Genomic DNA, 19,890 nt, shown 5'->3' on the forward strand with positions numbered 1-19,890 from the left:
GCTCAATCGTTGTAGAACTGCTGCTGCCAGCGCACCTGAATGGCCGTGTCGTGCCCCTCGGGGGTCACCTCGACGTCAAGGGTCAGGTACTCACTGTTGAGCGTTTCGAAGCGCGCCAGCACGTAGTGCACATCGCCCTCGCGCTTCGGCTTCAGGTCCAGCGTCTGGCGGTGACCCAGCAGGCTGGTGACATGGCCGGTGGCCGTGGCGGCAATCGGCGTCGGCAACCCTTCACCGGTATCGCGCTGGGCATTGATCACCAACAGCGCTTGATTACGGCTGCGGGTGACGTCAAAGCGCCTTGCAACCTCGGGCGTCAGCAGGGTGGTGCGGATCGCCGTGTAGTGAATGATGATGTCGCCCTCGCGCACCACCTGCTCGGCGTGACCGGGCATCGCGACCAGACTCAGGACGGCAATGATGACTGCGGCAAGGCTGTGTTTGATCATGGCGCGCGGGGTTTGGCGTCGGCCTCGAGCAGGTACAGCGCAATCTCGCCGAACAGGTTGGGTGCCAGGTTGATCGAGTGCCCCTGACGGTGGCTGCGGTCCAGCAAATGGCGGTCGCGGATGGCCCAGCCGCGCTCGCGGCACAGCACCTCGAAGTCGTTGACCGTGCACAGGTGGATGTTGGGCGTGTCGAACCAGCGGTCGGGCAAGGTCGGCGTCAGCGGCATGCGGCCGGCAAACATCGCGGTGCGCACCCGCCAGTGGCCAAAGTTGGGAAAGGTGACGATGGCCTGACGCCCGACCCGCAGCATGTCGGCCACTGCTTCATCGGGCCGCGTCAGTGCCTGCAGCGCATGCGACATGATCACCACGTCGAAGCTGTGGTCGGCAAAGTCGCGCAGGCCATCGTTGATGTCGGACTCGATGACATTGAGTCCGCGACGGATGCAGGCGGTGATGTGCGGCTCGTCGATGTCGAGGCCGTAGCCGGTGACATTGCGCTCGGCCACCAGATACGACAGCAGTTCACCGTCGCCGCAGCCGAGGTCGAGGACCCGGGCGCCGCGCGGAATCCAGCGGCTGATCAGCGCGAAATCCGGACGCAAGACCGACTTGGTCATGGCCGCGCCCTCGCCATGAAGCCGCCCAGCACGTCGTGGTAGTGCGGAATCGGCATCAGAAAATCGTCGTGGCCCAGGCTCGAATCGATGACGGCGTACGACACGTCCTTGCGCGCATCCAGCAGTGCGCGAACCAGCTCGCGCGAGCGTTCGGGGGCGAAGCGCCAGTCCGACGTAAAGGCCACCACCAGACAGCGCGCCTGCACATGCTGAAACGCGCGGGTCAGCGAGCCGCCGTAATCGCGTGCCGGGTCGAAGTAGTCCAGCGCCTTGGTCATCAGCAGATAGGTGTTGGCGTCAAAGCGCTCAACGAAGCGCTGGCCCTGATAGCGCAGGTAGCTTTCAACCTCGAACTCCACATCGAAGTTGAACCCCGGTTTGGGCGCCTTCAGCTCATTTCCGAATTTGGCGCGCATCGCCTCGTCCGACAAATAAGTGATGTGACCGAGCATGCGCGCCAGTTTCAGCCCGGTGGACGGGATGGTGTTGTGCGCGTAAAAGCGGCCGCCATGAAACGCCGGGTCGGTGAGAATCGCTTGGCGGGCAATCTCGTTGAAGGCGATGTTCTGCGCCGACAACCGCGGCGCGCTGGCAATGATCACTGCGTTGCGGACGCGCTCAGGAAAGTCGATGGCCCACTGCGTCACCTGCATGCCACCCAGCGAGCCGCCGACCACCGCTGCCCAGGCGCCAATGCCCAACCGGTCGGCGAGCATCGCCTGCGAGCGCACCCAGTCCGACACCGTCAGCAGCGGGAAGTCGGGGCCGTAGAGCTCGCCTGTGGCGGGATTGGGCGTGTTGGGGCCGGTCGAGCCGCGGCAGCCACCCAGATTATTCAGACACACGACATAGAAATGATCGGTATCGATGGGCTTGCCAGGGCCGATGGCCGAGTCCCACCAGCCGGGCTTGCGGTCATCGGTGGCCGACACGCCGGCGGCATGATGGTCACCCGACAGCGCATGGCAGATCAGCACCGCGTTGCTGGCGTCGGCATTGAGCGCGCCGTAGGTTTCCACCATCAGGTCGAAGCGCGGCAGCGTCTTGCCGGACTCAAGCTGCAGCGGTGACTCAAACGCCAGCTTCTCCGGCGCAACGACGCCCACCGAGCCGGGGGCCGACAAAGTTGCGCTCATCTACCTCAGCACCCCCGGCAGCGGCACCAGCCGGCTCAGCACTTGCAGCGCGATAATCACCGCCAGCGGCGACAGATCAAGCCCGCCAATGGGCGGAATAAAGTTGCGCACAGGGCGCAGCAGCGGCTCGTTGATGCTCCACAGCACCGTGGCCGCCGGGTTCTGGGTGCCCGGACCCACCCACGACAAAATGGCCTGGACGAACAGGGTGAAGGTGTAAAGCGCCAGCAGCATCACCAACAACTTGAGCACTGTGTAAAGCAGCGCCGAGCCGACGCCCACCTGGGTGCCCACCAGCGTCACCACCGCGTAGACAAACGCCAGCGCACTGAGCACCAGCCCCACGCACACCGCCAGATTGATGCCCCGCACCGATGGCATGAAACCTTTCAGCCAGTCGGTCGGGAAGCGCGTCGCCTGCCAGACAAATTGCGAGATGGGGTTATAAAAATCGGCCTTCACCACCTGCAGCAGCAGGCGTAGCCAGAACACCCAAATCACCAGCTCCAACACCGTGGTGACCAGAAAAAACAATGCTTGATTGCCGCCGGACATGCTCAGAGGCTCCCTGTCGATGGGGGCGCCGGCGTGCGCAGCGCCAGGCTGCGTTGCGCCGCCGCCAACGCCGCGTCGTGTACGCGGGCTGTCAGTTGACCGTCTTCAAACGCGGCCAGTGCGGCTTCGGTGGTGCCGCCCTTCGAGGTCACATTGGCACGCAGCGTCGCAAGGCTGTCATCGGCCTGCTCGCGGACCAAGGCCCCCGCGCCGATCAACGTCTGTCGCGCTAGGCGCGCCGCGAGGTTCGCCGGCAAACCCAAGGCCTCGCCCGAGGCCGCCAGGGCTTCGGCGAAGCGGAAAAAGTAGGCCGGGCCGGAGCCCGAGATGGCGGTGACGGCGTCCAACAGTACTTCGTCGTCTAGCCACTCGCAGGGGCCGGCTGTGGCCAGCACGGCTTCGGCCTGGGCGCGTGCCGCGTCGGAGGTGTCCTTGGGGGCAAACAGCACCGTCATGCCGGCGCCGACCAAGGCCGGGCTGTTGGGCATGCAGCGAACGATGGCGCAGCCCTGTGGCAGATCGACAGCCAGCTGTTCGACCGTGAGTCCCGCTGCAATTGATACGACCGTGCAATCGGGCGCGACCCGCAGATTGCGCAGCGCGTCGTGCATTTGCTGCGGCTTGACCGCCAGCACCACAATCTGGTGGCTGAGCCGTCCGGGCTGGGTGGCCGTTGCGTCGACGCCGTAGTCGGCAGCCAGACGCGCGGCGCGCGAAGGGTCGGTTTCGATCACGCTGATCGCCGACGGTGTGTGACCGTTGCGCAGCAGACCGCCGATCAGCGCCGCAGCCATATTGCCGCCACCGAGAAAGGTGATGGCATGGTTAGGATCGAGTGGCGGCGCAGCGGGTGTCGGGGTCACAGGCACAGGGAACCGAGAAATGGCCGCGTATGATAGGGCAATCTCCACCGCTTCCAGATGGCCCACCATTGGACGACTCCAACGTCTCCGCTCCCGGCGCTGCCGATCTGTCGCGTTTGCTCGGGCGCTACCAAAAACTTATCGACAGCGCGCGCGTTTACGACGTCGCGCAGATCACGCCCCTACTAGAAGCCACGCAGCTCAGCCAGCGGCTGGGCAATCGCGTGTGGCTCAAGCGTGAAGACCTGCAGCCGGTCTTCAGCTTCAAGCTGCGCGGCGCTTACAACAAGATTGCGCACCTGACGCCCGCCGAGCGCCAGCGCGGCGTGGTGACGGCCTCGGCCGGCAACCATGCGCAAGGCGTGGCGCTGGCCGCGCGCAAGTTGGGATTGACCGCCGCCATCGTCATGCCGCGCACGACGCCGGGCGTCAAGGTCGACGCGGTGCGGCGTCTGGGCGGCAAGGCCATCCTTCACGGCGATGCCTATGACGAAGCGCGCGAACACGCGCTGGCGCTGGCGGCCGAGAAAGGCATGACCATGATCCACCCCTACGACGATCCGCTGGTGATCGCTGGGCAGGGCACCATTGGTCGCGAGATTCTCGACCAGTGCCCCAAGGTCGATGCGGTGTTCGTCTGTGTCGGCGGTGGCGGACTGCTGGCTGGCGTCGCGGCCGCCATCAAGGCCGTCAACCCCAAGGTCAAGATCATCTCGGTGGAGCCTGAAGACTCCAACTGTTTCGCCGCCGCCATGGCCGCCGGCCGGCGCGTGACCTTGCCGCAGGTGGGGCTGTTTGCCGATGGCGTGGCGGTCAAGCAAGTCGGCGAAGAGTGCTTTCGCGTCGCCCGGCATCTGGTCGATGAAACCCTCACCGTCAGCATTGATGAGATCTGCGCGGCCATCCGCGACGTGTTCTACGACCAACGTGCCATGCCCGAGCCGGCGGGTGCGCTGGCGGTCGCCGGCATCAAGAAGTGGGTCGCCGCAAAGGGCGTCAATGGCCTGAACCTGGTCGCCACGCTGTCGGGCGCCAACGTCAATTTCGACCGCCTGCGCCACATCGCCGAGCGCGCCGAGCTGGGTGACGAGGCCGAAGCCCTGCTTGCGGTCACCATCCCCGAACAGCCGGGCAGCTTCCGCAAGTTCCTGAAGCAGATCGGCCGCCGCTCGATTACCGAGTTCAACTACCGCCACGCCGTCGATGGTGATGCGCACGTCTTCGCCGGGATTCGCACGCCGGACGGCGAGCCCGAGCGGGTTGCGCTGATCAATAAGCTGCGCGAACACGGCTACCCGGTGGTCGACATGACCGCCAACGAAATGGCCAAGATGCACGTGCGCTTCATGGTCGGCGGCCGCGCGCCGGGCCTCAAGGACGAGCGCCTGTTCCGCTTCGAGTTCCCCGAACGCCCTGGCGCCGCACTGGACTTCCTCAGCGCCATCGGCAGCCGCTGGAACATCTCGATGTTTCACTACCGCAACCACGGCGCCGCCTATGGACGCGTGCTGTGCGGCCTGCAGGTGCCGCGCGGCGAATGGACCGCCTGCCGCGAAGCGCTCAACACGCTGGGCTACCCGTGGTGGTCCGAGTCCGACAATCCGGCGTATCCGCTGTTTTTGGGGACGGAGTCCGCACGGTGAATGTCCACCAGGCCCCGGCTCGTTTGCCCTGCTGCCTCTGCCCGGAAGGTGTCGAGGTTTCTACGGGGCAAGAATAAGATGGTGTTCAGCGTATGGGAGTCCCGTTCGGACGCCTCTCGAACCCGATTCGAGAGCTTTGGTAGGCACAACAAACACTAAGTGGAGTTCACTATGATTATTCGTAACCTGTTGATTGCGCTTGTTTTGAGCATGGGGCTGGGCGTTGCGGCATGTCAGAAAGCCGAAGAAACACCAATGGAAAAAGCCACCGACGCATTCGGTGATGCCACCGACACCCGTGACAACGAAGAGCTGAAGGATGCTGGTGAAGACGCGGAAGACGCGATGGAAAATGCCGGTGACGCTGTTGAAGAAGCCGTGGAAGACTAGTCGCACCCACGCGGCATCACATCACAAAAAACCCGGGCATGGCCCGGGTTTTTTTGTGCGTCATGCGGATTGGGTGGCCTTGACCCATTTTTCTCCACGCCTGACGTTTGGGCATAAGCCGCCACCTGAAAGGGCCGCTGAGCATGCATAAATGCTTATGCCTATTCTTCTGCGTTCTTGTCCTCTAGTTTTGGTATTGGCGTTCCGCTCGGGAGCTCTTCCGCCCTAGCTTGAGTCTGCCAAACAATGCGCGATATTTCGGTGATGCGATCTACAAAAGGTTTCGCATCCTTTCCTAACTTTCCAAAGACAACACCAGCATCGCCTATTAGCCCCCAAAAACGGTCAAGATCGGAGACCTTTTTATGCAATTCTGACTGCAGCCTCTCAAGTCTCTTGAGAACTCTGTGGCGATGCTCGTCTTCGAGATGTGTGGATGCTGAAACCATATCCCTTAGCTCATTAATCAATCGCTGAACTTCATCAAGGTCGCCCTGTGAGAATTCATAGTGGAATCGTGCCCCCAAAGTGGCTGTAAATCTTGCCTTGGCACTTTGGTGCTTTGCCAGTGACTGCTCTGCCGAGAACAGCCGCTTCACCTCCATGAGGAAATTCAAAATCTGTCGACAATCTTGAATAATGTCGCCAAAGAGCTCGGGAGGATGGATTGGGCACTCTATGATATTTGCTTCTATAAGACTCTCAATCAATGCTGATGCCTCAATCAGCACTTCATACTCGCGCTCGGTCCATTCGTTACCCATGCCGTCCAGTGCGTTTTCCGCAAGCTCACATATGCGAACGGTGCCAGTAATTGGCTCGGCAGAAACGCTATTGATGAGCTCTTCTGTGTAGATCATCTAATCTCTCCTAGGAAGGATAATGCTCTACCACATCCGCAAGACCTTCACCGTGTGCTCAGCCTCAACGATTTGGTAAACGAGTCGATGTTGAATATTGATGCGCCGGGAGTAAGCACCGGCTAGATCGCCGACTAGTTTTTCGTATGGTGGAGGGGTTTGCAGCGGGTTTTTGGCAAGTACGGACAAGAGCGACTGAGCCTTGTCCTTCATACCGGCAGAGCCGAGATTGCGTGCGTCTTTTTGGACTTGTTTGGTAAAGACGACGCGCCAACTCACCAGTTGATCTCTTCGGCACAAGACGTGATCGGTTCGGCCATGCCGGACTTGATGGATTCGCGCATGCCGGGCACCGACAACAGAAACAGCGTTTCCTGGATGGCGGCCCAGTCCTCCTCCGCGACGAGCACCGCATTGTGGCGCTTGCCTGAGATGAGGATGGGTTGATGGGACGCAGCCGTCTCATCCATCAGACGATAAAGATTGGCGCGGGCCTCGCTGGCGGTCAGGGTGGTGCTCATGAGAATCTCCAAGCTCGGCATGCATCGTACGCCTAAACGTACGAAAAATATAAGGCGCTTGGGCCGAACAGCGGAGACGCTCAGCCCGTCTCCCCGAACAGCTCCCGCCCGATCAACATGCGCCGTATCTCCGACGTGCCCGCGCCAATCTCGTACAGCTTGGCGTCGCGCCACAGCCGCCCGGTGGCGTAGTCGTTGATGTAGCCGTTGCCGCCCAGCGCCTGGATCGCCTGGCCGGCCATCCACGTGGCCTTTTCGGCGGAATAGAGAATCGCGCCCGCCGCATCCTTGCGGGTGGTCTCGCCACGGTCGCAGGCCTTGGCCACCGCGTACACATAGGCACGGCTGACATTGAGGCCTACGTACATGTCAGCGAGCTTGCCCTGCATGAGCTGGAATTCGCCGATGGCCTGGCCGAACTGTTTGCGCTCGTGCACGTAGGGCACCACCACGTCCAGACAGGCCTGCATTAGTCCCAACGGGCCGCCGGAGAGCACCACGCGCTCGTAGTCAAGACCTGACATCAGCACGTTGACGCCACGCCCCACGGCGCCGAGCACGTTTTCTTCGGGTACTTCGCAGTCTTCGAAAACCAGTTCGCAGGTGTTGGAGCCACGCATGCCCAGCTTGTCGAGCTTCTGCGCTGTGCTGAAACCGGCAAAGCCCTTTTCGATGATGAAGGCGGTGATGCCGCGCGGTCCGGCATGGGTGTCAGTCTTGGCATAGACGACCAGCGTGTCGGCGTCCGGCCCGTTGGTGATCCACATCTTGTTGCCGTTGAGCACGTAATGATCGCCACGCTTGTCGGCGCGCAGCTTCATGCTGACCACGTCGGAGCCCGAGCCTGCTTCGCTCATGGCCAGCGCGCCCACGTGTTCGCCGCTGATCAGCTTGGGCAGGTATTTGGCCTTTTGTGCCGCGTTGCCATTCTTGTCGAGCTGGTTCACGCACAGGTTGGAGTGCGCGCCGTAGGACAATCCGATGCTGCCCGACGCGCGGGAGATTTCTTCCATCACCACCGTGTGGGCCAGATACCCCAAGCCCAGGCCGCCGACGTCCGGGCTGGCGGTGATGCCGAGCACGCCCAGCTCGCCGAGCTTCTTCCACAGCGGCGCGGGGAAGGCGTTTTCGCGGTCGGTCCGTTCGGCCAGCGGGGTGATTTCGCGGCGGGCGAAGTCGGCAACAGCGTCGCGCAGGCTGTCGAGGTCGGGGCCAAGGTCAAAGTTCATCGTGGACATGCGGGCTCTCATCTTCGGCTGTGGTTTGACGCAGCGGGTTCGTGGAATAGGTCCGGTCTGCGCGTGCGCGGTCAGGTTTCGGGTGCAAGCGAGTGTGGCGAGCATCCCATGGTGCCGCAACGCGACGGTCGTTGGTTGCTCCACTTTGGTGGCTGACGGGACCCATGTAGGCCGTGACCTGCATGGGTTCAAGGCATTTCAGGACAGGTGTGCACCGGGTATTGCGGTTATAATTGAACGATCAGTTTATTCATGAACAGCGATGGCGGCTCAGCCGACCGTCGTCGTCCCCCAGCGCAGACCAAGGTTGAATTAATGATTGTGAAGTTGACACTGGCGGCCTCCGCCCTGCTTGCCTCCACGTGCGTGCTGGCACAGCCCCCGCCGTTGGTTATTGGCCCGCTGAATCTGCCGCGCGCCGCACCGATGGGCCTGGTTGAGCCCAATGTCGTCGGCGGACTGCTGGTGACCACCTTGGACGTGGCCCCGGCGCTTCCCGGCCTGGGGTCGTTGTCGTCAGTGGTGCCGCGTCTTGATGCCTTTCAGCCGCTGCCGCTGGACACGTCGCCGCTGACCGGTCTGGTCGACACCTTGGTGTTGCCGTTGGCCCCGCCGAAGCCGTAAGAGACGTCTGACGCGCCAACGCGCAGCACTTGTGGGGCGCTCTGGTGTCAACCGGCTGAGGCCGAGAATTGACGCTAGGCCGCCAGCCGCCCTTCGTCGCGCAGCTTGTTGAGGTGCATGCGGATGTTCATCGCCGCCAGCGGTTCCAGCCGTGGGTCGAGGCCCACATAAAGCTGCGGCAGCATCTCGGCGACGCTCTGGCCTTGCTCGCTGAGGGCCAGAATTTGCGCCTCGCGCTGCTTGCGGTGATCCAGCGTCGCCTTGATGCGATAAGTGCCGCCCATCGCCATGCCGTGCGACGGCAGCACCACGGCCGGGTCGAGGTCGATGACGCGCTGCATTGACGCAAAGTAGTCGGCCATGTTGCCGCCGTCTTCGGGAATCACCACGGTGCCGATGCCCTGGATCAGGTCGCTGACCAGGCACCACTGGCGGCTTTCGGGCATCAGCGCCAACTGGCCGGGGTCGTGACCGGGTACTTCGATGACCTTGACCTCTTCGCCCTGCCAGCGGCAGACCACGTCCCCCTCGCGGTATTCGTGAATTTCGATGTCGGCGAAGGCGTCGGGATGACTGCCGCGAATGCGCCGGCGGGTTTCGGCACTCATGCCGACGGTGGCGCCAAGGCGGGTGGCCACGGTGTCGGCGCGCTCCCAATGGTCGGGATGATGGTGGGTGATGAACACCTCGTGCACGCCAATGTCGGCGACGCGCGCGACCAGCATTTCCAGGTCGTCGTCACTGGCGGGCGAGGGGTCGACGAGGATGCGGTGGCTTTGCATGTCACCCAGCACGAAGGCATTGGTGTGATGCGCCGGCGGCAGGGTGTGTGAACGCACCGGCAGGATGCGCACCCCGGCCAGGGGTTCGATCAGCCTTGCCCCCTTGTCGTCATCGTGGCTGCCGGCCGCCAGGTCGGGAACGTGGATGGCGTCGACGGATGCGCCCAGCGCCCGCACGGTGGCGCGGGTCGGCGGGGCGACCAGCAGACGCCCTTGGTTGTAGCGCTGCAGCCATTCGGCCGTCGGCGCCCATCGGGCATCAGATGCTTCACGCGGATCGACCACCAGGGTCGGGCGATTGCGCAACACCAGCTTGAAGAAGTGCGTGTTGAAGCGGCGTTCGGCAATCGGCGGCGTGAGTGCCGTGCCCAGATTGATGAGTTCGATGATCTCGCCGGCATCGGCCAGCGCGTCGAGGTCAATGGCAAGTTCTTCGGCACACTCTCGCGCCAGTGCCCGCAGCAGGCGCGGTGCCACATCGGGCAGTTTGCGTTCCAACGCGGCGGGCGGCGTCAGGTCATCTTCGGCGTCGACCTTGCCGCCGGGGAAGGCGAAATAGCCGCCGAATGCGGTCATCTCCGGCAGTCGGTGGGTCATCAGCAGGTCGCCGTCTTGTAGCAGCGCCACGGTTACGGCATCGAAAATTTTCATTTGCCAACGATACCGCAGCGACACATCGCAGGGCCGCAGTTTGGGTACCATCGCCGCCCCTTTTGCCTGCCGGATATCGATATGTGGTTCAAGCAGCTTTGCGTGTTTCAACTCGATGCCGACTGGACCCTGCCGCCGGCCGCGCTCGAAACCCTGCTGGCACAGCGGCCGCTGGCCCCGTGCCCCGCGTCGAGTCCGGAAATCACCGGCTGGGTGCCGCCCGCCGATGACGGCGTGCTGGTGCAGTCGCTGGGCAAGCACCTGTTGATTGCCCTGGGTTGGGAAACCCGCCTGCTGCCCAGCGGCGTGGTCAATGATGCTGCCGCCGACAAGGCCGAGGCCTTCGAGCAGCAGCGCGGCTTCAAGCCGGGTCGCAAGTTGATGAAAGAGATCAAGGAACAGGTGGCCGCAGAACTGCTGCCGCGCGCCTTCACCCGCCGCACCGCGCTGCGCGCGTGGATCGATCCCGACGCCAAGCGCATCGTCGTCGACACTGGCACCGCCAGCAAAGCCGAAGTGCTGATCGAACACCTGCGCGACGCGCTGGGCACCTTGCCGGTGGTGCCGTGGACGGTCGACAGCTCACCGGCCGTGACCATGACGAACTGGCTGATGGCCGGTCAGGCGCCAGGACAGTTCTTCATCGACGATGCCTGCGAGCTCAGTGGCTCGGACGATACCCGCTCGGTGGTGCGTTACGTGCGTCATGAATTGCTGCCGGCACAACTCAAGCGCCACGTCGATGAAGGCTTGCGGGCGACGCAATTGGCACTGACCTGGGACGGGCAACTGGCCTTCACCCTCACCGAACCGCTGGTCATCAAAAAGGTGAAGTTTCTCGAAGCCGACAACGAAGATGCCGACCGGGTCGACAACGCGCAGATCGCCTTCGAGGCCGACTTTGCCCTCATGACCGGCACCCTGGGTAAGGTGCTCGACGCGCTGCACGCCGCGCTCAGCTGATCACCCGGCAGGGCGGGACGCGTCATCGTTCTGTCGCCCGCCCGACACGATGACGACATCTGCTCTGCCTAGGCTCCCGAAGTGCGCGGCGTTTTGCCTGCGCGCCGAACTCGGAGAGCCTCATGTCGATTCAACCCAGGCCGCTGGTCATGGCGGCTGCACTGTTTGCCAGCGTGCTGACAACCGGCTGCGATGACGAAGAGATTGTCCGCGTACCGGGCCCGGTGACCGAGGTCGAAGTTCCGGTCGAAGTGCCCGCTGCCAACGATGCGCCGGTGGCCATGGCCGACACCGTGGTGGTGACCACCAACAGTGCCCAAAACCTGCTCGACGTTCTCGGCAACGACACCGATGCGGACGATGACAACCTCGTCATCAGTGCGGTCGGCGACGCCGACGACGGCACGGTTGAGATCATCAATGGCACGCGCATCAACTACCGGCCGGTTGCCGGCTTCAGCGGCACTGACGGCTTTATCTACACCGTTGCCGACGGTCGTGGCGGCAGCGACACCGCCACCGTCACGGTGTCGGTCAACCCGGTCGAGGCCGCCTTCACACTGCAATTGCTGCACATGGCCGACTTTGAAGGTGCCGGTCCGGCGATTGACGATGCGCCGCGCCTGTCGGCCGTACTTGGTGGGCTGCAGGCCAGCATGCCGGACGCCACGCTGACGCTTTCGTCGGGCGATAACTTCATCCCGGGTGCGTTCTTCTCGGCCAGCTCAGATCCCCTGCTGGCGCCACTGATTGGTGCCGACTGCGGTGCCGTGGCCGACAACTGCAGCGGCCGCGGCGACATTCGCATCCTCAATGCCCTGGGCGTACAGGCCTCTGCGCTGGGTAACCACGACTTCGATCAGGGCACGGCGCGCATTGCCGATTTGGTCAACCCCGATGGCAATGATTGGGAAGGCACGCAGTTCCCGTACCTGTCGGCCAACCTCGATTTCAGTGGCGACGCCGCTCTCAGCGGGAGCGTGGTGGGTGACGGTGCCTCTGCGGTGCCCAACAGCGTCGCGCGCAGCGTGACCCTGACCGTCAGCGGCGAAACCATCGGCATCGTCGGTGCCACAACGCCGACACTGGCGACCATCTCCTCGCCGGGGCCGGACGTGGTGATCACCCCGGCAGGCTTCGATCCAGCCCCTTCGTCGGCCGACATCCTCGCGCTGGCCGTCGAGATCCAGACCGCCGTTGACGGCCTGACCGCGCAGGGCGTGGACAAGATTATTTTGCTGGCCCACATGCAAGTGCTCGACATCGAACGGCGTCTGGCGCGCGTGCTGCGCGATGTCGACATCATTGTCGGGGGTGGCTCCGACACGATCCTCGCCGATGACAATGACGTGCTGCGCAGCGGTGACAGCGCGGCCGGCACCTATCCCGAAACGTTCACCGATGGCGGCGGCGAGCCGGTGTTGCTGGTCAACACCGATGGTCAATACCGCTATGTCGGCCGTCTGGTTGTGGGCTTCGATGGCGACGGCCGCGTGCTTGCCGGCACGCTCAACCCGGCGATCAATGGGGCTTACGCGACCGACGAGGCGGGCGTGACCGCCTTGGGTGGGCCGGCGCCCAATACCGAGGTGGTGGCCGTCGCCGATGCCATCGCCGAGGTGCTGAGTGCGCGCGAAGGCAACGTGTTTGGCGCCACGACGGTGTTCCTCGAAGGGCGTGCGCCGGGCAGCGCCGACTTTGGGGTGCGCGGTGAAGAAACCAACCTGGGCAATCTGACGGCAGACGCCAACCTGTTCATTGGTCAGCAGGCCGATCCCGCGGTGACCTTGTCGCTGAAAAATGGCGGCGGCATCCGGGCGGCCATCGGTGAAGTTCAGCAGCCGGCGGGGTCAACCGACGCGAGTGAGGTGGTGTTGCGACCGCCTCAAGAAATTCCCGCGGCGGGCAAGCAGGCTGGTGACGTGTCGCAGTTCGACATCAACACTGCACTGTCTTTCAACAACGGGCTGGCGGTGGTGACGGTGACGGCCAGTGAGCTGCGCGCCCTGCTGGAACACGGCGTCGCCTTGCAGCCTTCACGCCAGGGCCGGTTCCCGCAGATCGGCGGCTTCCGCTTCAGCTACGACACCACCCGGCCTGACGGCGACCGGGTGCGTTCGCTGGTGGTGTTGGACGACAACGGCGCGAACGCTGGAGGCGCGGCCGATGTGCTGGTTCAGAACGGCGTGATCGTGGGGGACCCGGACCGGACCTTCGGCATGGTGACCCTGGGCTTCTTGCAGCGGGGCGGCGATGGATACCCGTTCCCGGCGGCCGTGGCAGGCGAGTGCACCTATCTGGCCGAAGACGGCAGCCGCCCTGCGGCCTGTGGCCTCGCCAGCGGGCTACCCGACTTTGGCGTCGACTTTGCTGATCCGGGTACCGAGCAGCACGCGCTTGCGGCCTACCTCCAGGAACTCTTCCCGCGAGAAGCGCCGTTCGCGATGGCCGAGACGTCCATCACCGACGACACGCGAATTCAGTCCTTGGGCCGTCGGGTCGACACGGTTATTCCGCTGCCCTGAGCCATGGCAGCAGCCGCGCAAAACCCCGCACCCCAACTGCGGGTTTTTTTGTTTGGCTCGGCGTCGCCCTTTGTGACGCTTTTGTATCAGCGTATTCTCCCCGGCACGTTCACGATTTGGCCGCAATCAAACGGCCAGACAACTCGCTGAGGATTTTCTGGATGACGACCAAGACCCTGCCGCGCTGGCCCCTCATCGGCGTGACGGCGCTCGGCCTGATGGGCCTCGCTGCCTGTGGCGACAACATTTCGTTTGACACCCTCGACGGCGGTGACAACACGCCGCGCATCGAGCCACTGCCGCCCACCGCACGCTGCGCCGAGCCGACACCGGCCGAGGTTCGCAACGAGACGGTGACCAGCCCGGTGGCGTCGGACCTCGACCCGACCGGCGACAACATCACCCCGACCACCGACATCGCCATCAGCGTGCTGTTGCCCCCGCGTTGCCCCGGCGATCAGTTTGCGGTGGTGCTGCAAAGCCATGGTTACGGCGGCTCGCGGCAAACCACGATTGCCGACAGCGCGCAGCCGGACCGCAGCCTGCCCAACTTTCCGTCGTTTGATGCGCTGACTCGGGCGTTGCCGCAGCGCGGTTATGTCGTGGTCAGCGTTGACCAACGCGGGCACGGCGAGTCAGTGCCGGACAATGGCGGCGGTGCGGCGCGCATCATTGACCCTGCGGCCGAAACCCGCGATGCCATGGCGGTGCTCGACTGGGTGTTCGACAACGCTGAGGCCCTGGGTGTGGCCACCCAACCGGAGACCGGTATTGCGCGCGACTTCCGCGTGGGTACGCTGGGCTACAGCTACGGCGGCGGCTTTCAGATGCCCTTGGCGGCGCTGGACGCGCGCATCGACGCGATCATTCCCAACGGCACCTGGCACAACCTCGCGTACAGCCTGTTACCGGGTGACACCGTCAAACAGGGCTTTGACGGACTGCTGTGCCTGCTCGCCGCCACCGGCGGCGTGACCAACACGCCCATCGTGGCGACGCTGTGCAATCTGCTGGGCGTACAAGGGGTCGGCGCGGCCCGTCTGCGGACCCGGCCGGACCTGTTCCAGGCGGCGTCCGACGAAGCCTTGCTGCCGCCCATGCCGCGCCCGGTGACCGAAGAAGAAACTCTGGACCTGTTCTTCACCAACGGCATGAATTACTTCCGCAACCGTCAGCGTGACAACCAGCCCTGGGGCTTCGGCGAAACCGAGGCGGTGCTGCGGCCGGTGCCGGCGCTGTTTCTGCAGGGCAACCGCGACGAAATCTTCAACCTCACCGAGGCCTACTGGAACTGGCAGTACTTCCGTGAGGCCGGCGGTGACGTGCGGCTGCTGTCGAACGAGGGCGCGCACATGAATCCGCTCGCCAATCAGGTCGAAGGTGACGCGCGTTGCGGTTCGGTGTCGGGTCTTGATGCGGCCATTGGCTGGCTCGACGTCCATCTGCGCGGCAGTTCAACGCTGGCGTTGCAAACCATTCCGCAGGTGTGCATTTCGGTGGCCGACACCGCCGATGCGCACGTCGCCCCTGCGCGCGGCGTGGCGCTGGACGACTTCCCGGTGGGGCAGCAGCAGGGTGCCGGGACGGTCGCCGCCAATCTGCCCAGCTTCTCGACCACCGTGACGTCGCTGGCGCCTGATCCGCAGTTTGTGCCCGTTACCACCATCGACCGTGACGGTCTGGTGCTGGCCGGTGCGCCGAAAATCAGTCGTCTTGAAGTCACGCCCGGCGCTACCGTGAACACCACCCGCGCGCTGGTGGGCGTGGGCATACGGCGTGGCGATGAACTGATTCTGGTCGATGACCAGGTCACCGGCTTCGTCGAAGGCGTGCACACGGCCAACCGCGAGGTCGGCAACGACACCATTTTGTTGCCGGCGGTAGGCGAAATGCTGCAGACCGGTGACGAGGTGGGGCTGATCTTTTTCGAGCGCAACATCCAGTTCGCCTCGATTGTCAGCACCCAGAGTCTGGGCGGCATCACCGGCCTGATCGGCTTCATCGGCGGTGTCGAACTGCCGCCGATCACCAGCGAACTCAATCCGCTGCTGGGCGTGCTGACCGCGCCGAACCCGCACACCGTTACCGGCGAAGGGGTGGAGCTGCCAATCTTTGAGCCGGGCGTCTTTGCGGGCAGTGGTTGGCGCTAGGCAAGCACCGATTCATCAGCGCTTACCGCTGATGATTTTTCTTGACGTGGCGCGGCCACGGGCAGTGGAAACACGCTCAAGGCGTCGCTGTCGGCGAGCAGATGATTGCGCTCGCGTGGTGTGAGGGTGTCCGCGCCCTGTTGTGCCAGTTGTTTGATCAGGACCCGGGTTTCGGCTTTGTCGCGCGGTTTGCGGTTGCGGCGCGGACGCTCGGCGAGCAGGCACAGGGCGTTGACCAGCGGATCGCGCCAGGCGTCGGCAAAGCCTGGCGGCGCCGCACCGGCGCGGCGCAGTGCGGCCTGAAGCCGGCGTAAGGGCCGGGGCGTCAAGGCTTCCTCAGGCGTCAGAAACAGTCGCAGTTCGCGCGCGCCCAGCCCAAGGCCGATTCGTGCGCTGATCACCGACAGCGGCACGGCCAGCACCAGGGACCCGGCCACCGGCAGCAACCACGGCAGAAAGCTGGGGTTGAGCCCGTACACGCCCAACAGCCACGCCAGCCCCAGCACCGTGCCGCCACCGTGGCGACGTATCGCTTCTGACCAGGGGGTCTGGGCGTTGTCGCGTGGCGGTGAGGTCCAGCGCACCGGCAGTCCGAGCAGCGCCATGACCACGTAGCGGGTGTGAAACAGCATACGGATCGGCGCCAGCAGCGCCGAAAACAGCATCTCCAGCACGGTGCTGACGAACAGCCGCCCGCGACCGCCAAAGCCGCGCGCTTCGGCGGGCTTCAGGGCAATCAGCAGCGCGGCCAGCAGCTTGGGCAGCAGCAGCAGGCCAAGGGTGCCGCCGAACAGGCCCACCGCCCACTCTGGCCGCCATTGCGGCCACAGCGGGAACAACTGGTAAGGCTCGGCGAAGTACACCGGTCCCTGCAGCACGAACACCGCCAGCAGTGCGGTCGACAGCACCAGCGAGGCGAACCACAGCGGCGCCGACAGGTAGGCCATCACCCCGGTCATGAACACCGCGCGATGTGCCGGGTGCAGCCCCTGGGTGAAAAACAGCCTGAAGTTCATCAGATTGCCCTGGCACCAGCGCTGGTCGCGCTTCAGTTCGTCGAGCAGTGTCGGCGGCATTTCTTCCCAAGAGCCGGGCAGGTCGTAGGCGATCCACACGCCCCAGCCGGCGCGGCGCATCAGGGCCGCCTCGACAAAGTCATGGCTGAGAATTTCGCCCGACAGACCGCCGCGGCCGGGCAAGCGACCGAGCGCGCAGTGGCGCATGAACGGCGCCACCCGCAGGATGGCGTTGTGCCCCCAATAGTGCGATTCGCCCAACTGCCAGAAGTGCAGCCCGGCGGTGAACAGCGGGCCGTAGACGCGGCTGGCAAATTGCTGGATGCGCGCATAAAGCGTATCGCGGCCCATGGCCATCGGCGCGGTCTGGATGATGCCGGCGCGCGGGTGCGCTTCCATCAATTGCACCAGCCGTTGCAGGCAGTCTCCCGACATGACGCTGTCAGCGTCGAGAATCACCATGTAGCGGTAGGCGCTGCCCCAGCGACGACACCAGTCGGCGATGTTGCCGGATTTGCGTTTGATGCGGTGCGTGCGGCGGCGATAGAAGATGCGGCCAAAGCCTTCGACTTCCCGGGCCAGATCAAACCACGCCTGCAGCTCGGCCACGCGCAGGTCGGGGTCATTGCTGTCACTGAGGATGTACAGGTCGAAATGCGCGCCCGCGCCGGTCTGCGCCAGTGAGTCCCAGGTGGCACGCACCCCGGCGAACACGCGGCGCACGTCTTCATTGCAGATGGGCACCAGCAACGCGGTGCGGGCGGCCGGATCAATGTCGTTGTCGACCGTGTCGGCGGCGTTGATGGCGTGTCGATCACCCCCCTTCAGCAACACGAAGAACCCCATGATGGCGGTCCAGAAGCCTGCCGAAATCCACGAGAACAGCAGCGCGTACAGCACCAGAATCAGCAGCTCCAGCCCGCTGCTGCCGCCGTAGGGCAGTACGGCTGTCATCAGGTAGGTGGCCAGCACCGTCTGCGACAGAATCAGCCCGGTCAGCAGCACGCGGCGCGCCCGCCCGGGCGGGTGGGCGCCAGAAGGGCCCGGCGCGATCGGCGGCGGTTCGGAATCGCCAGGCGCGTTGATGCGTCCGCGGTTGCCGAGCACCGCGCGGCGCAGTGCCGCGGCCAGGCGCAGCAACGGGTTTTGATTCCACGGCCGGGGGGTCATCGAGGCGCGCGTGAGCGGGGGTGTCGTGAGCAGACGTGCCTCACCGCGACGGTCAACCCCGAAAGCGCTTGAAGCGTGCGCACCGGCGGAACCGATCAGGCGCTCGCGCGCCGCCTCGCGGGGTGACTGCGGCTTGGTGCCGTCAGCCGGGGTCAAACCAGCGTCCTGCGTCGGTGGGCAGTACCAGATACGCCCAGGTTTCCGAGACGGCCTCGTCGTCGTGCTTGAGCGTGGCGCGGAGTTCAAGCGGGCGGTCGGGCGCCTCGTTGCGGATGCGCAGACTCAGTCGCCAGCCGTCGGTGACCTCGTTTCGGTACAGCTGTTGCTCGACCACGGTGCCGCGCTCACCCGCCCAGACATCGGCGCGCAGCGACGTGTCATCCGGCAACGCATCGAGTGCGTCACCTTCAAAGTCGATGTGATACCGCTGTGTGTCATCTTTCGATTGTTGCCAGCCGTGACCCGTGCGTGTCTGCACGACGCGAGCCAAAGGCGGTTGGGTTTCAGCGCGCATTTGCCAGCGCAGGTCGTACTCGAGGCGCAGCGGCTGACCGCTTTCTGGCGACATATCGGGCACCCAGTACGCCACGATGTTGTCGTTGGTTTCGTCAGGCGTCGGAATCATGACCAGCTCCACCCGACCTGCGCCCCAATCGCCGCGCGGTGCCACCCAGGCGCTGGGTCGCCGTTCGAAGCGGGCCTCCAGGTCCTCGTAGCGGTGAAAGTCGCGATCGCGCTGCATCAGCCCAAAGCCGTGCAACTGCTTGGCCGCGAAGCTACTGATCTGCAGCCGCTTCGGGTTGACCAGCGGCCGCCACAGCCATTCGTCATCGACATGCACTGACAGGCCGTCGGAGTCGTGGACTTCAGGTCGATAGTCGGGCTGCGCGGCGCGCTGGTTCTCGCCGAACAGATACATGCTGGTCAGCGGTGCCAGGCCGAGCTTGCCGCCCTCTTGCCGCACGTGAAGTTCGGCGCGAACCGTCATGCGCGTGCTCGGTCCCGGGTGCAGTTCAAAGCGGTAGGCGCCGGTCAGGCGCGGGGAGTCCATCAGCGCGTAGATGACCAGATGCCGGTCCTCTTTTCCGGGGCGGGCAATCCAGAATTCGGTGAATTCAGGGAACTCCTCGCCCGACATCTCGCCGGTGTCCAGCGCCACGCCGCGCGCCGAAAGTCCGTAGCCCTGTGCCTCACCCAAGGCGCGAAAGTAGCTCGCGCCCTGAAACACCAGCACCTCGTCTTTCTCGTCATTGTCGTTGAGCGGGAAATGCACGCGGAACCCTGAAAAGCCCAGCGCCGGGTCGGCGTCACGTACTGCCTCGCGGTCGATCTCGTTGGGACCGTAGTCGAACAGGTCAGGGTCAAAGGGCAGCGGCTTGACGTCGTCGGCGTCGATCACGTTGATCTTCACCGCCCGCCGGTAGTTGAAGCCCGGGTGAAGAAACTGCACTTCAAACGGCCGGTCCGCGTCGCGCCACAGCGACTTTCGCGTGTCGAAGCGAATCGAACGATACCGGTCGTAGTCGAGCGACGACAGCGTTTCCGGCAAGGCGACATCAGGCTTCTGGTAGCCGGACTCGGCCAGTTCTCGGGCACGCTCACTCAGGGTGTCGAAGTCGAAGGCCTGCGCCCACGTGGGCAGCAGACAGACCAGGACCAGTACGACAGGTTTCGGCAGCGGCATGGGATGTAGCGGCCTTTGACAGTTGAATGGCATTCACTCGCGCAATTCTT

The 19,890-nt window shown here is 64.4% G+C and carries 18 protein-coding genes; 6 read left to right on the top strand and 12 right to left on the bottom strand.

Going from position 1 to position 19,890, the window contains the following annotated elements:
• Positions 1-2 precede the first annotated feature (2 nt).
• From U741_RS0107990 to proC, 5 genes are read right to left on the bottom strand one after another with little or no spacing between them, the layout of a single operon-like run.
• A complete protein-coding gene (locus U741_RS0107990) occupies positions 3-449 on the bottom strand; it encodes a DUF4426 domain-containing protein (RefSeq protein ID WP_052378618.1) in 447 nt (148 codons plus the stop codon).
• Complete coding sequence (metW, locus tag U741_RS0107995; RefSeq protein ID WP_029889955.1) at positions 446-1,069, bottom strand: methionine biosynthesis protein MetW; 624 nt, start codon at positions 1,067-1,069, stop codon at positions 446-448. The genes U741_RS0107990 and metW overlap by 4 nt, the downstream gene beginning before the upstream one ends.
• Positions 1,066-2,205 carry a homoserine O-succinyltransferase MetX gene (gene metX, locus U741_RS0108000; RefSeq protein WP_029889956.1) on the bottom strand — a complete coding sequence of 380 codons (1,140 nt, stop codon included), beginning with the start codon at positions 2,203-2,205 and terminating at the stop codon, positions 1,066-1,068. Before metX ends, metW begins: the two co-directional genes overlap by 4 nt.
• Entirely contained in the window at positions 2,206-2,760 is a 555-nt protein-coding gene (locus U741_RS0108005) for a YggT family protein (RefSeq protein ID WP_029889957.1), read from the bottom strand. It lies immediately after the preceding gene.
• A 2-nt stretch (positions 2,761-2,762) separates the two neighbouring features.
• A complete protein-coding gene (gene proC / locus U741_RS0108010; RefSeq protein WP_235200155.1) occupies positions 2,763-3,623 on the bottom strand; it encodes a pyrroline-5-carboxylate reductase in 861 nt (286 codons plus the stop codon).
• Between the two features lie 116 nt (positions 3,624-3,739).
• Here proC and ilvA point away from each other — a divergent pair, with 116 nt between their 5' ends.
• On the top strand, positions 3,740-5,266 hold the full coding sequence (gene ilvA / locus U741_RS0108015) for a threonine ammonia-lyase, biosynthetic (protein ID WP_029889959.1): 1,527 nt from the start codon (positions 3,740-3,742) through the stop codon (positions 5,264-5,266).
• A gap of 171 nt (positions 5,267-5,437) precedes the next feature.
• Complete coding sequence (locus tag U741_RS0108020; RefSeq protein WP_029889960.1) at positions 5,438-5,656, top strand: hypothetical protein; 219 nt, start codon at positions 5,438-5,440, stop codon at positions 5,654-5,656.
• Between the two features lie 161 nt (positions 5,657-5,817).
• On the opposite strand, the gene U741_RS0108025 is transcribed toward U741_RS0108020, so the two are convergent.
• From U741_RS0108025 to U741_RS0108040, 4 genes are all read right to left on the bottom strand, one after another.
• Positions 5,818-6,516: a hypothetical protein gene (locus U741_RS0108025; RefSeq protein WP_029889961.1), complete on the bottom strand. Its 699-nt coding sequence runs from the start codon at positions 6,514-6,516 to the stop codon at positions 5,818-5,820.
• A gap of 27 nt (positions 6,517-6,543) precedes the next feature.
• Positions 6,544-6,795, bottom strand: a complete 252-nt coding sequence (locus tag U741_RS0108030) for a Txe/YoeB family addiction module toxin (RefSeq protein WP_029889962.1) — start codon at positions 6,793-6,795, stop codon at positions 6,544-6,546.
• Positions 6,792-7,037: a type II toxin-antitoxin system Phd/YefM family antitoxin gene (locus tag U741_RS0108035; RefSeq protein WP_029889963.1), complete on the bottom strand. Its 246-nt coding sequence runs from the start codon at positions 7,035-7,037 to the stop codon at positions 6,792-6,794. The genes U741_RS0108030 and U741_RS0108035 overlap by 4 nt, the downstream gene beginning before the upstream one ends.
• Positions 7,038-7,117: 80 nt before the next feature.
• On the bottom strand, positions 7,118-8,266 hold the full coding sequence (locus tag U741_RS0108040) for an isovaleryl-CoA dehydrogenase (protein WP_494951206.1): 1,149 nt from the start codon (positions 8,264-8,266) through the stop codon (positions 7,118-7,120).
• Between the two features lie 324 nt (positions 8,267-8,590).
• On the opposite strand from U741_RS0108040, the gene U741_RS0108045 reads away from it, so the two are divergent.
• Positions 8,591-8,899 (top strand): hypothetical protein, encoded by a 309-nt coding sequence (locus U741_RS0108045; protein WP_152551542.1) that lies wholly within the window; start codon positions 8,591-8,593, stop codon positions 8,897-8,899.
• Between the two features lie 74 nt (positions 8,900-8,973).
• Here U741_RS0108045 and U741_RS0108050 read toward each other — a convergent pair whose 3' ends face one another.
• Positions 8,974-10,383, bottom strand: coding sequence for an MBL fold metallo-hydrolase (locus tag U741_RS0108050; protein ID WP_029889966.1), 1,410 nt, complete (start codon positions 10,381-10,383; stop codon positions 8,974-8,976).
• A gap of 30 nt (positions 10,384-10,413) precedes the next feature.
• On the opposite strand from U741_RS0108050, the gene U741_RS0108055 reads away from it, so the two are divergent.
• The 3 genes from U741_RS0108055 to U741_RS0108065 all read left to right on the top strand — a co-directional run bounded on the left by U741_RS0108055 (position 10,414) and on the right by U741_RS0108065 (position 15,970).
• Positions 10,414-11,295 (top strand): recombination-associated protein RdgC, encoded by an 882-nt coding sequence (locus tag U741_RS0108055; protein ID WP_029889967.1) that lies wholly within the window; start codon positions 10,414-10,416, stop codon positions 11,293-11,295.
• A 122-nt stretch (positions 11,296-11,417) separates the two neighbouring features.
• The gene (locus U741_RS0108060; protein ID WP_084154743.1) at positions 11,418-13,820 is read left to right on the top strand and encodes a 5'-nucleotidase C-terminal domain-containing protein; all 2,403 of its coding nucleotides are present in this window, start codon (positions 11,418-11,420) and stop codon (positions 13,818-13,820) included.
• Between the two features lie 161 nt (positions 13,821-13,981).
• Positions 13,982-15,970 (top strand): alpha/beta hydrolase, encoded by a 1,989-nt coding sequence (locus U741_RS0108065; RefSeq protein ID WP_152551543.1) that lies wholly within the window; start codon positions 13,982-13,984, stop codon positions 15,968-15,970.
• Here U741_RS0108065 and mdoH read toward each other — a convergent pair.
• Both mdoH and U741_RS0108075 read right to left on the bottom strand, forming a co-directional pair.
• Positions 15,967-18,312, bottom strand: a complete 2,346-nt coding sequence (mdoH, locus tag U741_RS0108070) for a glucans biosynthesis glucosyltransferase MdoH (protein WP_052378620.1) — start codon at positions 18,310-18,312, stop codon at positions 15,967-15,969. The genes U741_RS0108065 and mdoH overlap by 4 nt on opposite strands.
• Entirely contained in the window at positions 18,299-19,840 is a 1,542-nt protein-coding gene (locus U741_RS0108075) for an OpgD/OpgG family glucan biosynthesis protein (RefSeq protein ID WP_029889971.1), read from the bottom strand. Before U741_RS0108075 ends, mdoH begins: the two co-directional genes overlap by 14 nt.
• Positions 19,841-19,890: the final 50 nt, after the last annotated feature.

The organism is Polycyclovorans algicola TG408 (assembly GCF_000711245.1).
Classification (GTDB): Bacteria; Pseudomonadota; Gammaproteobacteria; order Nevskiales; family Nevskiaceae; genus Polycyclovorans; species Polycyclovorans algicola.

What these genes read in the sequence shown, in the direction of transcription:
- U741_RS0108025 (WP_029889961.1), bottom strand. Translation starts at nt 6,516, where the DNA reads ATGATCTACACAGAAGAGCTCATCAATAGCGTTTCTGCCGAGCCAATT.
- metW (WP_029889955.1), bottom strand. Translation starts at nt 1,069, where the DNA reads ATGACCAAGTCGGTCTTGCGTCCGGATTTCGCGCTGATCAGCCGCTGG.
- metX (WP_029889956.1), bottom strand. Translation starts at nt 2,205, where the DNA reads ATGAGCGCAACTTTGTCGGCCCCCGGCTCGGTGGGCGTCGTTGCGCCG.
- U741_RS0108005 (WP_029889957.1), bottom strand. Translation starts at nt 2,760, where the DNA reads ATGTCCGGCGGCAATCAAGCATTGTTTTTTCTGGTCACCACGGTGTTG.
- U741_RS0108045 (WP_152551542.1), top strand. Translation starts at nt 8,591, where the DNA reads ATGATTGTGAAGTTGACACTGGCGGCCTCCGCCCTGCTTGCCTCCACG.
- U741_RS0108055 (WP_029889967.1), top strand. Translation starts at nt 10,414, where the DNA reads ATGTGGTTCAAGCAGCTTTGCGTGTTTCAACTCGATGCCGACTGGACC.
- U741_RS0108040 (WP_494951206.1), bottom strand. Translation starts at nt 8,266, where the DNA reads ATGAACTTTGACCTTGGCCCCGACCTCGACAGCCTGCGCGACGCTGTT.
- U741_RS0108065 (WP_152551543.1), top strand. Translation starts at nt 13,982, where the DNA reads ATGACGACCAAGACCCTGCCGCGCTGGCCCCTCATCGGCGTGACGGCG.
- U741_RS0108050 (WP_029889966.1), bottom strand. Translation starts at nt 10,383, where the DNA reads ATGGTACCCAAACTGCGGCCCTGCGATGTGTCGCTGCGGTATCGTTGG.
- U741_RS0108060 (WP_084154743.1), top strand. Translation starts at nt 11,418, where the DNA reads ATGTCGATTCAACCCAGGCCGCTGGTCATGGCGGCTGCACTGTTTGCC.
- U741_RS0107990 (WP_052378618.1), bottom strand. Translation starts at nt 449, where the DNA reads ATGATCAAACACAGCCTTGCCGCAGTCATCATTGCCGTCCTGAGTCTG.
- U741_RS0108075 (WP_029889971.1), bottom strand. Translation starts at nt 19,840, where the DNA reads ATGCCGCTGCCGAAACCTGTCGTACTGGTCCTGGTCTGTCTGCTGCCC.
- U741_RS0108035 (WP_029889963.1), bottom strand. Translation starts at nt 7,037, where the DNA reads ATGAGCACCACCCTGACCGCCAGCGAGGCCCGCGCCAATCTTTATCGT.
- U741_RS0108020 (WP_029889960.1), top strand. Translation starts at nt 5,438, where the DNA reads ATGATTATTCGTAACCTGTTGATTGCGCTTGTTTTGAGCATGGGGCTG.